The sequence below is a fragment of the Cellulosimicrobium sp. NPDC030954 genome, assembly GCF_055571305.1.
In genome coordinates, this window is the sequence record NZ_JBVIFN010000009.1 from 29,823 (window position 1) to 44,170 (window position 14,348).

A 14,348-nucleotide genomic window follows, 5' to 3' on the forward strand; every position below is an offset into this window, starting at 1 on the left:
GAACGATGCGCACACCCCTGGACGTCCTCACGCTCGACGAGCTGCGCCGTCGGACGTCGGTGAAGTGGCGCGCGTTCGACCCCGACGTGCTGCCGCTGTTCGTCGCGGAGATGGACGTCGCGCCGTGCGAGGCCGTGGTCGACGCCGTCACCGCGGCCCTGCGCGCGGGCGACACCGGGTACGACGTCGGCACCGCCTACGGCGAGGCGTACGCGCGGTTCGCCGCGCGCCGGTGGGGCTGGTCGTTCGACGCGTCGACGTCGCGCACGCTGCCCGACGTCATGCTCGCGATCGTCGAGGTGCTGCGCGTGCTCACGGCTCCGGGCGACGCGGTCGTCGTGAACCCGCCCGTCTACCCGCCGTTCTACGGGTTCACCGCGAACGAGGGACGGCGGGTCGTCGACGCCCCGCTCGGCACCGACGGGCGGCTCGACCTCGGCGCGCTCGAGCGCGCGTTCGCCGACGCGACGGGCGCCGCCGCGAACGGGAGCGGCCCCGGGAGCGGGCGCCGCGCCGTCTGGCTCGTGTGCAACCCGCAGAACCCCACCGGGACGACCCACACCCCCGCGGAGCTGGAGGCGGGGCTCGCGCTCGCCGCCCGGTACGGGGTGCGCGTCGTCGCGGACGAGATCCACGCGCCGCTCACGCGCCCGGGCCTCGACGGCCGCCCGGCGACGACCCACACCCCGCTCCTCGCCGTCCCGGGCTCCGAGCGGGCCGTCGCGATCGTCTCCGCGTCCAAGGCCTGGAACCTGCCGGGTATCAAGGCCGCGGCGGCCGTCGCCGGGGCCGACGCCGCCGCCGACCTGCGCAGGATCCCCGAGGAGGCGAGCCACGGCGTGCAGCACGTGTCGGTGCTCGCGCACGTCGCCGCGCTCGACCACGGGGAAGCGTGGCTCGACGCGGTCCTCGCGGGCGTCGAGCGCAACGCGTGGCTCCTCGCCGACCTCCTCGCGGAGCACCTGCCGGACGTCGGCTACCGCCCCGGCGAGGCGACCTACCTCGCGTGGCTCGACTGTCGAGGGATCGACGGCGTTCCCTCTCCCGACGGCGTCCTGGCGCCCGCACAGGACCCGCGCGGTTGGTTCCTCGACCAGGCGCGCGTCGCGCTGGAGGACGGCCGCCGGTTCGGCCCCGGCGGCGAGGGCCACGTGCGCCTCAACCTCGCGACGGGCGTCGACGTGCTCTCCGAGGCCGTGGAGCGCATGGGCGCCTCCCTCGGGCGGCGCTGAGCGGCCGACGCCGCGACCGACGACTTCGCGCGTCGCGCCCGGTCAGCACCTCGACCAGCACCCCGACCCACCTGGAGGCACCCGTGCCGTTCGACCCCGTCCCCCTCGACCGCACGTTCACCGCACCCGTCGGCGTCGACGTCAAGGGCGACACCTGGCCCTGCGTCGAGGTGCCGGAGGCGCGCGAGCTCTTCGGTTCCCTGCGGTCGGTGCGCGTCGACGCGACCGTCGACGACGTGCCGCTGCGGAACGTCGGGCTGATGCCGACCGGCGCCGGCGGGCTGATGCTGTCGCTCAACGCCGCCGTGCGCAAGCGCCTCGGCAAGGACGTGGGCGACACCGTGACCGTGCGCCTCGAACGCCGCCTGAGCTGAGGCCGCGGGTCTTGCGGCCCGTCCCGCGCGACGACGCCCGTCGCGTCGTGCGGGATGGGCAGCACTCCCCATCGCGACGGACGCCCGCGCCGCGTACCGTCGGCGTGCGACCGTCGAGACGAGGCTGTCGACACGTGCGCGTGAGGGGACACGCGCAGGTGCGGGGAGGGGACGGCATGAGCGGCATGTGGGGCGCGGACGTCCGGGCGCTGCGCGCGCTCGCGTCGACCCTGCGCGGGGGCGCGGACGCGCTGCGGACCCACCGGGCGCAGGTGACGTCCGTCGTCGACGCCGCGACCCGGTGGGAGGGCCCCGACGCCGCGGAGTTCCGCGACGACTGGGCGTCGAGCCTCGGCCCCTCGCTCGCCACGACCGCGACCCTCCTCGACGCCGCGGCCGACCAGCTCGCCGCCGACGCCGACCAGCAGGAGTCCGCCAGCAGCGACGGTGGTGGCACCCTCGGCGGCCCGGGTGGCGGTCCGCCGTCGGGACCCGGCGGCCCCCGGCAGAGCGTCCCCACGCCCACCCCCGCCGAGTACGCCGCGATGGACGCGAGCGAGCGCGCGGACTGGCTCGCGAACGCGACGGACGCCCAGGTCGCCGCGCTCTACGCCCAGATGGTGCGGCTCGGCGTCGACCCCGACTCCCCAGGGTTCTCCGACCTCGCCGTCGCGCACTGGACGCGCGTCGCCGCCGGCGAGGCGGGCTTCGACTTCGCCGACTGGGACCCGTCCGCCGGGGCGTCGGCCAACCGCGAGATCATCGAGGGCGTCTACACGTACTACGGCGAGCTCTACCTCGACCACCCGTGGATGCAGTGGGCCGGCATGGCCGCGATGATCGGGCCGTCCTTCGCCGCCGGGTTCTTCGACCTCGACATGATGCGGCAGCTCGCGCAGGACGTCGCGACCGGTGCGCGGGCCCTCCCGCCCGGCGTCGACCGCGCGGCGCTCGAGGCGATCGCGACCATGACCGACGCCGAGCTCGGGTTCTACGAGAACCAGTTCCTGTCGATGCAGCGCGAGATCTTCGTCGACCAGGCCGTCATGCACGAGGCGTACCTGAACGGCGGCATGGAGGAGATGGAGCGGCTGCTCGAGGCCGGCGTCATCGACGACGCCGCGTACCAGGCGTGGTCGGACATCGAGGCCGGGCGCGCGGGCGACGCGCAGGCGCTCGCGGACGGCAACACCGCGCTGCTGTGGCGCGAGCAGAACCAGATCATCGCCGACGACTGGCAGACCATGCGCGGCCACCCCGTCACGGGCGAGGCGTTCACGTACCTCATGACGCTCGTCGGCGAGCCGTCGATCCCCGGCGCGGGCACGTACGCGCAGTACGACCCGTTCACGGTGAGCGTCGAGACGCCCGGCCCCGAGAACATCGGCATCCCGTTCACGGGCATCTCCTTCGACAACCCCGTGCAGGGGACCGTGACGGTCGAGACCCCGCTCCCGGGCGGCAACATCGCCGACCAGGCGACCCGCTGGGAGTACATCTCGAACGACACGCTGCCCGCGTACCAGCAGCTCGTCACCCAGCACCCGGACCAGGCCGCGCAGATCATCGGCACGGACGTGTCCGACCGGATCGACGACTACCGGCTCACGAACCCCGCACGCATCGGCCGCATCCTTGACAGACTGACCGAGTGGGACGTGGACGTGGACCAGTGAGCCGGAGCGACGCAGGCGGGCGGCGAGGGGCGGCGGCGCGGGCCGCGGTCCTCCCGGTCCTGCTCACCGGGTCGCTCGCCGGATCGCTCGTCGTGACGGGATGCACCGTGACGTTCGACGGCCCGGACGACGCGACCACGAGCCCGGGCGGGACGAGCACGGCGACCGGTAGGACGGCGTCGGGCGGCGAGGCCGGGACGGCGACGATCGAGGACATCGAGAGGGGCGAGCCCATGCGCTGGGACGTGAGCAGGCCGATCACCGCGGAGTCCGTGGGGCTGGGCGAGTCGCAGGCCGTCGTGCGGGTGCCCGACGGCGCGGCACAGGTCGAGCTGACCCTCGCCGACGGCACGTGGTCCACGACGGCCGAGGAGCTGACGATCCAGCCGCGGCGCGGGTACGTGAGCACGATCAACGTGTTCCGCACCCTGTCCGGCGGCCAGGCGGTCCACGACCAGCTCGTCGCCGACGCCGAGGTGCTCGGCCTCCCCCGGTCGCAGGTGGACCGCTGGCTCGAGGAGCTGCCCGCGTCGCTCGACGCGTCGCGCGCGGGCGGGACGCGCGAGCGCACCGGCATCAACGGGTCCAACGGCGACGTCGTCACGTCCGTGCAGATCAGCCACGAGCCCGGGCCGGGCGGGGACGAGAGCATCCGCCTCTGGTACGCGATCAGCCCGGTCACGCCCGACTGACGGCTCGGCCGGCCTCGCCCGCGCGCCCGGCGTGAAGAAGCCGGGGACGAACCGGGCCGGTTCGCCCCGGAGGTCCGGGACGTCCGGGGGGTGAGGTAGCGTCCCTCCCGTCCCGAACGGCACGGAGCAGGGGAGCAGCGAGTGAGCAGCGTCGCGCACGACCACGGCCGGACGACCACGCAGGTCCGTCCGCGCCTCCGGCACCGGGCCGTGCGCTGGGCGAGCGCCGCGGCGCTCGCGCCCGTCCTGGCCCTGCCGCTCGCCGCGTGCACGCCCGACCGGCCGGAGGCGCAGGACGCGGCGGACGCGCTCGCGCAGGCGATCGAGGCGGGCGACGTCAGCGCCCTGGAGTTCCGCAACGGCGCCGCGAAGGACGTCCAGGCCCACCTCGAGGCCGTGCTCGAGCCGCTCGCGCCGTACGAGCGCACGGTCGAGGTCTCCACGGTGGACGTCGTGGAGGAGGGCGACGACGCGGGCGACCGCGCGACGGCGACGCTTGCCTACCGCTGGGAGGTCGCCGGGGAGCAGGCCTGGGAGTACACGACGACGGCGGAGCTGTCGTTCGCGGAGGCGGCCGACGGCGAGGACGGGCCCGGGGCCTGGGACGTCGTGTGGGAGCCGGACGTGCTCGTCCCCGAGCTCGGCCAGGGGGACCGGCTCGCGGTGAACCGCGTGCCCGCCGTGCGTGCAGGCATCCTCGGCGCGGACGACGTCCCGATCGTCCAGGACCGGCCGGTCTACCGGATCGGCGTCGACAAGACCCTCGTCGCCTCGGGCGCCTGGGACCGCGCCGCGCGCGAGCTCGCCGCGGTCGTCGGGCTCGACCCGGAGGAGTACGCGCAGCGCGTCGCGGGCGCGGGGGAGAAGGCGTTCGTCGAGGCGATCACCGTCCGCACCGAGGACACCGCGGGCGTGGACGTCGACGCCGCGCGCGGGGTCGACGGCGTCCGCGTGCTCGACGACGAGCTCCCGCTCGCGCCGACGCGCGAGTTCGCGCGCCCCATCCTCGGGCGCGTGGGGGACGCGACGGCGGAGATCGTCGAGGAGTCCGAGGGCGCGATCGCCGCCGGTGACCAGGTCGGGCTCTCCGGCCTCCAGCGTCAGTACGACGAGCAGCTCCGGGGTGTCCCGGGCCTGTCGATCGAGGTCGTGCCGGGCGAGGGCGACGCCGACGGCGAGGTGACCGAGGTCTTCTCGGTGGACCCGGTGGACGGCGTCCCCCTCAGCACGACCATCCGGCCGGACATGCAGGTCGCCGCCGAGGCGGTGCTGGCGGGGCAGGGGCCGAGCGCGATCGTCGCGATCCAGCCCTCGACGGGGGCGGTGCTGGCCGCGGCGAGCTCGACGGCGGGCGAGGGGCTCTCGACCGCGACCACCGGCCAGTACGCGCCGGGCTCGACCTTCAAGGTCGCGACGACGCTCGCGATGCTGCGCGCGGGGCTCACGCCCGACACGACCGTCGCGTGCCCGCCCACGATCTCCGTGGACGGCCGCGAGTTCCAGAACGTCCCGGGCTACCCGACGGCGGCCCTCGGCGACGTGCCGCTGCGCACCGCGTTCGCCAACTCGTGCAACACGGCGATGATCGGGCAGCGGGACACGGTGACGCAGCAGGCGCTGCACGACGCCGCCGCGTCGCTCGGGCTGGGCGTCGAGTCTGAGCTGGGCGCGCCCGCGTTCTTCGGTGACGTCCCGACCGACTCGCAGGGCACCGAGCACGCCGCGTCGATGATCGGGCAGGGCAAGGTCCAGGCCTCGCCGCTGGCGATGGCGACCGTCGCGGCGAGCGTCGCCGCCGGGCACACGGTGTCGCCCGTCCTGGTCCACCCGGACGTGCAGACCGTCGCCGACGAGCAGCCCGCGAGCACCCTCACCGAGGAGGAGGCGGCGACGCTGCGCGACCTCATGCGCGCCGTCGTCACCGAGGGGTCGGCGTCGATCCTCCAGGACCTCCCGGGGGAGCCCGGCGCCAAGACGGGCACCGCCCAGTACGGCGACGGCAGCCAGTCCCACGCCTGGATGATCGCCACCCAGGGCGACCTCGCGGTCGCCGTGTTCGTCGAGACCGGCGACGGCGGCGCCGTCACCGCGGGCCCGCTCCTGCACGCCTTCCTCGACGCCCCCAACGCCTGACCTCGCGAGATAGCGACGCCCGGCCCCGAACCCTGGAAAAACGGTGCCGAGCGTCGCTATCTCGGCGGGGGATCGCTATCTCGCGGGGGGCGGGGAATAGCGCCCCCGGTCGGGTCGTTGTGCACCAGCGGGTATGATCGGTTGCCGCGGGCGTCCGACTGCCCGCTTTCCAGCGAGAACCCACCGTTCCGGGAGAACCTTCGTGTTCGTCAGCGTGCCTGCCTGGCAGCTCACCCAGCGCCGCGACGTCGACCTCCGTCGAGTCGCCAGCGCGCTGTGTCGCTGACCCCCCGTCGCCGCTGACGCCTCTCCGCCTCCGCACACCCGTCAGGACCCCGGGTCGCCTCGCGACCCGAGCCGCTGACGTGCGTGGCGCGCCCCGCGACGTCAGGACCTCACGCCGTCCGGCGTGACGCCCTGCCCGGGCCGCGCTGCTGCCGGCGCCCCGCGACGACGTCCCGAGCCCCTCTCCCGAGAGCGGGCGCTCGTGCGCTCGCGACACCCGAAAGGTCCCCCGTGTCCTCGACCCCCTCACCGGCCTCCTCGAAGGCCGGCTCGCAGCAGGTGAGCCAGGCCCCGGCCGCCGCACCCGCGACGAAGAAGCGCCGGTTCCCCTCGTTCAGCGTCCAGATCCTGCTGGGCCTCGCGGTCGGCGTCGGCCTCGGTGCCCTCGCCCTCGCCATGGGCCCGCAGGACGCGGCCGGCGAGGTCCCCAACGGCCTGACCACGACGCTCGACACCGTCGGCTCGTCGTTCGTCACGCTGCTCAAGGCCGTCGTGCCGCCGCTCATCTTCACCGCGATCGTCGCGTCGATCGCGAACCTGCGCACCGTCACCAACGCCGCGCGCCTCGCCGGCCAGACGCTCCTGTGGTTCGCCATCACCGCGGCGATCTCCGTGGCCGTCGGCATCGGCCTGGGCCTGCTGTTCAACCCGGGCCAGAACGCCTCGGTGTCCGTCGACGACGCCTACGAGGCCGGGCGCACCGGCACGTGGCTCGACTTCCTCACCGGCCTCATCCCGGGCAACGTCCTGGGCCTCGGGGCGTCGACCCGCCTGTCGACGGGCGACGACGGCGCGCTCACGGGTGCCGCCGAGACGTCGGTGAGCTTCAACGTCCTGCAGATCCTCGTCGTCGCGCTGGTCATCGGCATCGCGGCGCTCAAGTCGGGCAAGAAGGCGGACCCGTTCCTCGCGTTCAACCGCTCCGCGCTCGCGATCGTGCAGAAGGTGCTGTGGTGGATCATCCGCCTCGCGCCGATCGGCACCGCCGGCCTCATCGGCTACGCGATCGCCGCCTACGGGTGGTCGTCGCTCGCCTCGCTCGCGTGGTTCGCCGTCGCGATCTACGTCGGCCTCGCGGTCGTGCTGTTCGTCGTCTACCCGATCCTCCTGCGCACCAACGGCCTGAAGATCTCGAGCTACTTCAAGGGCGCGTGGCCCGCGATCCAGCTCGCGTTCGTCTCGCGCTCCTCGATCGGCACGCTGCCCGTGACGCAGCGCGTCACCGAGCGCAACCTCGGCGTCCCGAGCGAGTACGCGTCGTTCGCCGTGCCGCTGGCCGCGACGACCAAGATGGACGGTTGCGCCTCGATCTACCCGGCCATCTCGGCGATCTTCGTCGCGCAGATCTTCGGCATCGACCTGTCGATCACCGACTACCTGCTCATCGCGTTCGTGTCCGTCGTCGGTTCCGCCGCCACCGCGGGCCTCACCGGCGCGATCGTCATGCTGACGCTCACGCTCTCGACCGTGGGTCTGCCGCTCGCGGGCGTCGGCCTGCTGCTGGCGATCGACCCGATCCTCGACATGGGCCGCACCGCGGTGAACGTCGCGGGCCAGGCGCTCGTCCCGACGATCGTCGCCAAGCGCGAGGGCATCCTCGACCTCGAGCAGTACGAGTCCGCCAGCGCGGAGGACCTCTTCGTGGACGAGGACGACGACGCGTCGTCCGAGCCGACCACCACCGCGACCTCGGCGACGTCCGAGACCGCGGAGGCAACGCCGTCGGGCGAGAAGGAGCCCGTGGGCGCCTCCGCCTGACGCCGACCAGGCGATTCCTCGCCGTCGAGCACGACGTTGCTGCCGTTATCCGCGGGATAACGGCAGCAACGTCGTTTTCGGCGTCAGGGCTGGGGGCGACCCTCGCGCAGGACCGCGAGGCGCGAGCGGTACTCCTGCTCGTCGATCTCGCCGCGCGCGTACCGCTCGCCGAGGATCGCGACGGGGTCCGGGCCAGCCGTGCGCCAGCCGTTCGGGCCGCCCGGGGCCCAGCCGCGGCGTGCACGGCGCGCGACGAGGAAGATCACGGACGCGAACAGCAGGAACCACAGCAGGGGGAAGACGAACCACCACGGTCCGGGTCCCCAGCCGGCGTGCGTCACGGACGCGACGGCCTGCGTGGGGACCACGGCCCCGGTGAGTGCGGTGAGCATGACGACCTCCGGTGTCGGTGCGCCCCGCCGGGCGGCGGGTGCGGCCGCGATCCGGCCGCACGTCCAGGCTTCCGGGTGCCCGACGGCGCGTCGTCACCCGTGCGTGCCGACCTCGCTCGTCCCGTGGTGCCGGTCAGCCCGCCCAGCCCGGGCGCACGAGCCCGGACTCGTAGGCCGCGACGACGAGCTGCGCGCGGTCGCGCGCGCCCACCTTGGCCATGACGCGCGACACGTGCGTCTTCACCGTCGACTCCGACAGGTAGAGCGTGCCCGCGATCTCGTCGTTCGAGAGCCCGCCCGCGACCTCGACGAGCACCTCGCGCTCACGCGGCGTGAGCTCCGTGAGACCGGGGACCGGCCCGACGGCGCGCGTCGCGTCCGCGACCCGGGACAGCAGGCGCCGGGTCACCGTGGGCGAGAGCAGGGCGTCGCCGCGCGCCGCGACCCGCACCGCCCGGACGAGGTCGACGGGCTCGGTGTCCTTGACGAGGAAGCCGCTCGCGCCGCCGCGGATCGCGTCCGTCACGTACTCGTCGAGCTCGAACGTGGTGACCACCACGACGTGCACGTGCGACGCGGCGCGGTCGGCGACGATCCGCCGGGTCGCCTCGAGGCCGTCCAGACCGGGCATCCGGATGTCCATGAGCACGACGTCGGGCAGGTGCTCGAGCGCGAGGCGGACGGCGTCGTCGCCGGTCGCGGCCTCCGCGACGACGCGCATGTCGTCCTCGGAGTCGATGAGCGCGCGGAAGCCGCCACGCACGAGAGCCTGGTCGTCGGCCAGCACGACGTCGATCACGGTGCCTCCTCGCGCTGCGGCGGTGCGTCGTCGGCCGCGTCGGACCGTCCGGCGGCGCCCGGCCCGGGCGGGGAGCCCGGCCAGGGAAAGACTGCCCGCACCCGGAAGCCACGTCCAGAGGAGGACGGCGCGGCGCCGGCGGCGAGCGAGCCGCCGACGCTCTCGACGCGCTCGCGCATGCCCCGCAGGCCGTAGCCCGGCTCCGGCTCCGCGCCTGGGGCCGCGCCGTCGTCGGTCACGGTCACGGTCACCGCGCCGTGCGGTGCGGGACGCACCGCGACCTGCACGTCCGCCCGCGTGGCGCCGTGCGCGTGCCGCCGCACGTTGGTCAGCGACTCCTGCACGACGCGGTAGACGACGCCCGCGAGCCGGTCGGGCAGTCCCGCCGCGGCCGGGTCGACGTCGAGCGCGAACGCGAGGCCGCCTCCCTCCGCCTGCCGCACGAGCCGGGGGAGCGCCGCGAGGTCCCACGTCGGGGCGAGGGGCGCGACGTCGTCGTGCGCGTCGCCGCGCACGATGCCCAGCACCGCGCGCACCTCGTCGAGCGCCTCGGTGCTCGCGGCGCGGATCGCGGTCAGCGCACCGCGGGCCTGCTCGGGGTCGCGGTCGAGCAGGTGCAGGCCGACGCCCGCCTGGACGGTGATGGCGGACAGCGAGTGCGCGAGCACGTCGTGGACCTCGCGCGCGATCCGCAGGCGCTCGTCGGCGACGGCGGTCCGCTCCCGCTCGGCGCGCGCCAGGCGCTCGGTCTCGCGAGCCGCGGCGAGCCGCGCGGACCGGTCGCGGACCGTCCCGGCGACGAGCAGCACGACGACGGTCCACGCGGTCCCACCGAGCAGCGTCGCCGGGGGCGGCGCGTCCGGGCGGAGCGCCGCCGCCGTGACGACCGCGCCCGCCAGGAGCACCGCCCCGCCCCACGCGACCCGGCGCGCGCGCACCGCGGGTCCGCTGAGCAGCACCCCCACGAGCACGCCCACGGGACCGGCGAGCACCGGGCCCCACGCGTACCCGGCGACGAGGAACGTGCCCGCGGCACCCACGGACACGACGACGGCGACGACCGGCCACCGCACGAGGAGCACGAGGGCGAGCGGGGGCACGAGGAGGAGCGCGAGCGCCGCGGCGTCGAGCGGCCGGGCACCGGGCTGGCCGTGCGTCGCGCCCACCGAACCGGCGACCGTGACCACCGCGAGCACCACGGCGAGGAACGCCCGGGGGCGGCGGCGGTCGAGCGGGCCCATGCGTCGCACGCTACGCCGCGCGCGGCCGGGCCGCGTCCGACCGGGGTACCGGGCGACGTCGTCCCGGGGTGCCGGGCCGCGTGGCCCCGGGGTGCCGCGCGGCGGCGGACGGAGGCGCGGGCGTCAGGCGCCGTCGTGCACCGCGTCGAGCACGACCGGGTCGGCGCACCCCCGCGCGAAGCCGGCGATGCGCCGGTCGACGTCGCGCTGGAGCACCCACGACCCGACGCGCTCGGCGACCGGGGCGAGCCAGCGCGGTCGGCACCGGAAGCTGTACCGCCACGTCGCGCGCGTGCCGCCGCCCGGGTCGGGCGCGAAGCGCCAGCCGCCCGCGAGGTTCTCGAAGAACCACGACCCGCGGACCATGCGCATGCCGACGTTGGTCGGCGGGTTGTACGAGACGTACTCGCTCACCATGGACAGCCCGCTGCGGTGCCGGGTGAAGGTCTGCACGCCCTTCGCGGGCGCGGTCGCGCCGTCGAGGAAGTGCTGGTGGCGGATGAAGGGGTCCCAGCGCAGGCGGACGGCGCCCGTCGTCTGCGAGACGGCGAACGCCGTCGCGGGGTCGACGGGGACCACGAGCGAGGACTCGACGACGGGCATGGTCGGATGCTCCCACGCCGGGCGGCGCTTCGCCGCCCGCCTCAGGTCGCGACGAGCCCGGCACCGGCGTGCCCCCAGGCGCGAGCAGGCCCCGGACGCGAGGACGGCCCGCCCCTCGACGAGGGACGGGCCGTCCGGACCGCGGCGCGTGGCGTCAGGACGCGAACGCGTACCCGGCCTCGACGCACTGGGCGCGGAACGCGTCGAGCGATGCCTGGAGATTCGACGTGCTGATGGTCTCGCCCTGGACGGCGGCCTCGAAGGGTGCCTTGATCCCGTTGAGGTTCTCCTGGAGCTCCGGGTCGGCGAAGTTCTGCACCGCGGCGATGCGCTCGCGCGTCGTGTAGATCGCGGCGGCGGCGTCCTCGTCGTCCGGCGTGGCGAGCAGCGGCGTCGTCTCGGTGACGAGGCGCTCGGCGGAGTACTCGCCGCCGTAGAAGGTGCTGCACGTCGTGGTGACGGCGACGACGGTCGGCGTGACCTCGGGGGCCGCCTCGGTCGTGGTCTCGGTCGCGGGGGTGGTCGCCGCGTCGTCGCTCGCCGGGTCGGTCGGCGAGGCGCAGGACGCCAGCAGGAGGGCACAGGAGAGCGCCGCGGTGGCGGCAAGAAGCTTACGCATGCTAACGATTCCACACTCTGGCGCACGCGGGGCGCAAGAAGATTGAGCGGGCGCCGGGGCGGGAGCCGCGGAATCTCGCGGCTCGTGCGGCGAGCTTGTGCTCAGCGTCACAAAGGAGCGCGTCGCGTCATACGACGTCGAGGACGACCTTCCCGCGCACGTGCCCCTCGGCGACGAGGCGCAGCGCCTCCGCGGCCTCGGCGAGCGGGAACCGGGCCGAGATCTCCGCCCGGAGCCGTCCGTCCTCGGCGAGCGCGAGCACCTCGTCGAGGGCGCCCTTCGCGTCGACCTTGTCGGCGATCCCGGCGGCGCGCGAGGTGTCCGTCCCGACGACGGTCACGGCGCTCGGCGGGTCGTCGGCGTCGGCGGGGGAGAGGTGCTCGCCCAGCAGCGCGACGGTCGCGGCCACGGTCTCCTCCGTGCCGACGAGGTCGACGATGACGCTCACCTCGTCGAGCCCGTCGGGCAGCGCGCGGACCGCGTCGACGAGCCCCGGGCCGTACGCGACGGGCGTCGCACCGAGGTCGCGCACGTAGTCGTGGTTCGCGGGCGAGGCCGTCCCGACGACGCGGGCACCGAGCGCGGTCGCGATCTGCACCGCCGCGGACCCGACGCCCCCGCTCGCGCCGTGCACGAGCACGACGTCGCCCTCGCCCGTGTCGGCCTGCACGAGCGCGGAGAACGCGGTCGCGGCCGCGACGGGCAGGACCGCGGCCTGGTCGAAGGGGACGGACGACGGCTTGCGCCGCACGTGGTCGGCGCGGACGAGCGAGAGCTCGCGCTGCGCCCCCGTGCCGTGCCACACGACCTCGTCGCCGGGGGCGAGGTCCGGAACGTCGGGCCCGACGGCGTCGACCACCCCGGCCGCCTCGAACCCCAGCACGCCGGGGACGCGGCCACCGAACGCGCCGGCGAGCCGCTTGAGGTCCGCGGGGTTGACGCCGACGACGCGGTTCGTGACGCGCACCTGGCCGGGGCCGGGAGCGCCGACCTCCTCGTCGTCGACCCGCAGGCCCTCGGGCCCGCCGAACTCCTCGAAGACGACGACCGTGCTCATGCCGACCCCCGTGGTCTCGCCGTCGGTCGCCCACCGCGAGGGCGAGTCCGCGCGGTGGCCCCGGGGTGGCCGGGCGGTTCCACTCTTCCATCGCGGACCGCCGCTGTCATGCGGCGGACGTGGGCAGGAGTACCCGTCCGGGACGGTTTCACCCCGTCCCGAGCGTTGGGGAGGGTGATGACGACACCGTTCGAGAGCTCCGACCACCCGCTCGACCCCCGGCCCGCGCGCGAGCGGCTGCTCGCCGTGCGCGCGGAGGCGTCGGAGCGCCTGCGGGCGCTGCGCGCCGACGTCGCGGGCATCGTCGAGGCGTCGCGCGACTCCAACGCGGACGACGAGCACGACCCCGACGGCGCGACGATCGCGTTCGAGCGCGCCCAGGTGGACGCGCTCGCGCGCGACGCGGCCGCGCGGGTCGAGGAGGTCGACGCCGCCCTCGCCCGCCTGGACGCAGGGACCTACGGCGTCTGCGCGGGGTGCGGGCAGCAGATCGCCGCCGGGCGCCTGGAGGCGCGCCCGACGGCGCGGACCTGCGTCGCGTGCGCGGCCGCGGCGCGCTGAGCGACCGGGCCCGCCGCGACCGGGGCCGCCGCGACCGGGCCTGCCGCGACCGGGCCTGCCGCGACCGGGCCTGCCGCGGCCGGGCCGATCGCGGCCGGGTCAGAGCTGGCCGTGGCCCTTCTTGGACGGGACGCCGGCGATGAGGCCGCCGTCCACGACGAACTCCGAGCCCGTCGAGTACGACGCCTCGTCGCTCGCGAGGAAGACGATCATGCGCGAGACCTCCTCGGGCGCCGCGGGGCGGCCGAGCGGGATGAGGAGGTCGTCCGGGTTGAGCGACGCGGTCATGGGCGTCGAGATGAACCCGGGGTGCACCGAGTTGACGCGCACGCCGTACGGGCCGAGGTCGAGCGCGACGGACTTCGTCAGCCCGCGGACGCCGAACTTCGACGCGACGTAGCCGTGCAGGCCCGCGCTCCCGCGCATGCCCTCGACCGACGAGATGTTGATGATCGACCCCGCGCCGGCCTTCGCCATGATCGGCGACACCGCGCGGATCCCGAGGAACGTGCCGGTGAGGTTGATGTCGATGATCCGGCGCCACGCGGCGACGTCGAACTCCGTGATCGGACCGCCGTTGGCGATGCCCGCGTTGTTGACGAGCACGTCGACGCGCCCGAACGCGTCGAGCGTGGCCGCGACGGCGGCCGCCCACTCGTCCTCGCTCGTCACGTCGAGGTGCACGTAGCGGGCGTCGGGGCCGAGCTCGCGCGCGAGCGCCTCGCCCTTCGCGTCGTCGAGGTCCGCGACCACGACCTTCGCGCCCTCGGCGACGAGCGCACGCGCGTTCGTGACGCCCATGCCGCCGGTGCCGCCGGTGACGATCGCGACCTTGTTCTGCACGCTTCCGGGAGTGCTGCCCATGGTGGGGCTCCTTTCCTTGCCGGGCACGGCGGCGTCGGCCCGCCTCGTGAGCGGGGGCGTCG

At 75.2% G+C, this 14,348-nt stretch carries 15 protein-coding genes; 8 read left to right on the top strand and 7 right to left on the bottom strand.

Annotated elements, in window-relative coordinates; translation table 11 throughout:
* The first annotated feature begins 5 nt into the window (after window positions 1–5).
* The 7 genes from ACZ402_RS16195 (at window position 6) to ACZ402_RS16225 (ending at window position 8,150) form a co-directional block, all read left to right on the top strand.
* A complete protein-coding gene (locus tag ACZ402_RS16195; protein ID WP_375824094.1) occupies window positions 6–1,232 on the top strand; it encodes a MalY/PatB family protein in 1,227 nt (408 codons plus the stop codon).
* Window positions 1,233–1,315: 83 nt separating this feature from the next.
* Window positions 1,316–1,606, top strand: coding sequence for a DUF1905 domain-containing protein (locus ACZ402_RS16200; protein ID WP_375824093.1), 291 nt, complete (start codon window positions 1,316–1,318; stop codon window positions 1,604–1,606).
* Window positions 1,607–1,782: 176 nt separating this feature from the next.
* Complete coding sequence (locus tag ACZ402_RS16205) at window positions 1,783–3,282, top strand: WXG100 family type VII secretion target (protein ID WP_375824092.1); 1,500 nt, start codon at window positions 1,783–1,785, stop codon at window positions 3,280–3,282.
* Window positions 3,279–3,974 (top strand): hypothetical protein, encoded by a 696-nt coding sequence (locus ACZ402_RS16210; RefSeq protein ID WP_375824091.1) that lies wholly within the window; start codon window positions 3,279–3,281, stop codon window positions 3,972–3,974. The genes ACZ402_RS16205 and ACZ402_RS16210 overlap by 4 nt, the downstream gene beginning before the upstream one ends.
* A gap of 141 nt (window positions 3,975–4,115) precedes the next feature.
* Window positions 4,116–6,107 (top strand): penicillin-binding transpeptidase domain-containing protein, encoded by a 1,992-nt coding sequence (locus ACZ402_RS16215; protein WP_375824090.1) that lies wholly within the window; start codon window positions 4,116–4,118, stop codon window positions 6,105–6,107.
* A gap of 133 nt (window positions 6,108–6,240) precedes the next feature.
* On the top strand, window positions 6,241–6,393 hold the full coding sequence (locus tag ACZ402_RS16220; RefSeq protein WP_375824089.1) for a putative leader peptide: 153 nt from the start codon (window positions 6,241–6,243) through the stop codon (window positions 6,391–6,393).
* A gap of 278 nt (window positions 6,394–6,671) precedes the next feature.
* The gene (locus ACZ402_RS16225) at window positions 6,672–8,150 is read left to right on the top strand and encodes a dicarboxylate/amino acid:cation symporter (RefSeq protein ID WP_375824134.1); all 1,479 of its coding nucleotides are present in this window, start codon (window positions 6,672–6,674) and stop codon (window positions 8,148–8,150) included.
* An 83-nt stretch (window positions 8,151–8,233) separates the two neighbouring features.
* On the opposite strand, the gene ACZ402_RS16230 is transcribed toward ACZ402_RS16225, so the two are convergent.
* The 6 genes from ACZ402_RS16230 to ACZ402_RS16255 form a co-directional block, all read right to left on the bottom strand.
* Window positions 8,234–8,542: an SHOCT domain-containing protein gene (locus ACZ402_RS16230; protein ID WP_375824088.1), complete on the bottom strand. Its 309-nt coding sequence runs from the start codon at window positions 8,540–8,542 to the stop codon at window positions 8,234–8,236.
* Between the two features lie 133 nt (window positions 8,543–8,675).
* The gene (locus ACZ402_RS16235) at window positions 8,676–9,341 is read right to left on the bottom strand and encodes a response regulator (RefSeq protein ID WP_375824087.1); all 666 of its coding nucleotides are present in this window, start codon (window positions 9,339–9,341) and stop codon (window positions 8,676–8,678) included.
* Window positions 9,338–10,582, bottom strand: a complete 1,245-nt coding sequence (locus ACZ402_RS16240) for a sensor histidine kinase (RefSeq protein ID WP_375824086.1) — start codon at window positions 10,580–10,582, stop codon at window positions 9,338–9,340. Before ACZ402_RS16240 ends, ACZ402_RS16235 begins: the two co-directional genes overlap by 4 nt.
* 123 nt (window positions 10,583–10,705) lie before the next feature.
* Entirely contained in the window at window positions 10,706–11,185 is a 480-nt protein-coding gene (locus ACZ402_RS16245) for an SRPBCC family protein (protein WP_076403944.1), read from the bottom strand.
* A gap of 154 nt (window positions 11,186–11,339) precedes the next feature.
* Window positions 11,340–11,804: a hypothetical protein gene (locus ACZ402_RS16250; RefSeq protein WP_076403943.1), complete on the bottom strand. Its 465-nt coding sequence runs from the start codon at window positions 11,802–11,804 to the stop codon at window positions 11,340–11,342.
* A 127-nt stretch (window positions 11,805–11,931) separates the two neighbouring features.
* The gene (locus tag ACZ402_RS16255; protein ID WP_375824085.1) at window positions 11,932–12,861 is read right to left on the bottom strand and encodes a quinone oxidoreductase family protein; all 930 of its coding nucleotides are present in this window, start codon (window positions 12,859–12,861) and stop codon (window positions 11,932–11,934) included.
* 177 nt (window positions 12,862–13,038) lie between these two features.
* On the opposite strand from ACZ402_RS16255, the gene ACZ402_RS16260 reads away from it, so the two are divergent.
* A complete protein-coding gene (locus tag ACZ402_RS16260) occupies window positions 13,039–13,422 on the top strand; it encodes a TraR/DksA family transcriptional regulator (protein ID WP_375824084.1) in 384 nt (127 codons plus the stop codon).
* A 99-nt stretch (window positions 13,423–13,521) separates the two neighbouring features.
* Here ACZ402_RS16260 and ACZ402_RS16265 read toward each other — a convergent pair whose 3' ends face one another.
* On the bottom strand, window positions 13,522–14,286 hold the full coding sequence (locus ACZ402_RS16265) for a glucose 1-dehydrogenase (RefSeq protein WP_375824083.1): 765 nt from the start codon (window positions 14,284–14,286) through the stop codon (window positions 13,522–13,524).
* Window positions 14,287–14,348 lie beyond the last annotated feature (62 nt).

Excerpts from the sequence above, each read along its gene's own strand:
- ACZ402_RS16260 (WP_375824084.1), top strand. The coding sequence starts at position 13,039 with ATGACGACACCGTTCGAGAGCTCCGACCACCCGCTCGACCCCCGGCCC.
- ACZ402_RS16195 (WP_375824094.1), top strand. The coding sequence starts at position 6 with ATGCGCACACCCCTGGACGTCCTCACGCTCGACGAGCTGCGCCGTCGG.
- ACZ402_RS16255 (WP_375824085.1), bottom strand. The coding sequence starts at position 12,861 with ATGAGCACGGTCGTCGTCTTCGAGGAGTTCGGCGGGCCCGAGGGCCTG.
- ACZ402_RS16230 (WP_375824088.1), bottom strand. The coding sequence starts at position 8,542 with ATGCTCACCGCACTCACCGGGGCCGTGGTCCCCACGCAGGCCGTCGCG.
- ACZ402_RS16265 (WP_375824083.1), bottom strand. The coding sequence starts at position 14,286 with ATGGGCAGCACTCCCGGAAGCGTGCAGAACAAGGTCGCGATCGTCACC.
- ACZ402_RS16205 (WP_375824092.1), top strand. The coding sequence starts at position 1,783 with ATGAGCGGCATGTGGGGCGCGGACGTCCGGGCGCTGCGCGCGCTCGCG.
- ACZ402_RS16245 (WP_076403944.1), bottom strand. The coding sequence starts at position 11,185 with ATGCCCGTCGTCGAGTCCTCGCTCGTGGTCCCCGTCGACCCCGCGACG.
- ACZ402_RS16240 (WP_375824086.1), bottom strand. The coding sequence starts at position 10,582 with ATGGGCCCGCTCGACCGCCGCCGCCCCCGGGCGTTCCTCGCCGTGGTG.
- ACZ402_RS16220 (WP_375824089.1), top strand. The coding sequence starts at position 6,241 with ATGATCGGTTGCCGCGGGCGTCCGACTGCCCGCTTTCCAGCGAGAACC.
- ACZ402_RS16250 (WP_076403943.1), bottom strand. The coding sequence starts at position 11,804 with ATGCGTAAGCTTCTTGCCGCCACCGCGGCGCTCTCCTGTGCCCTCCTG.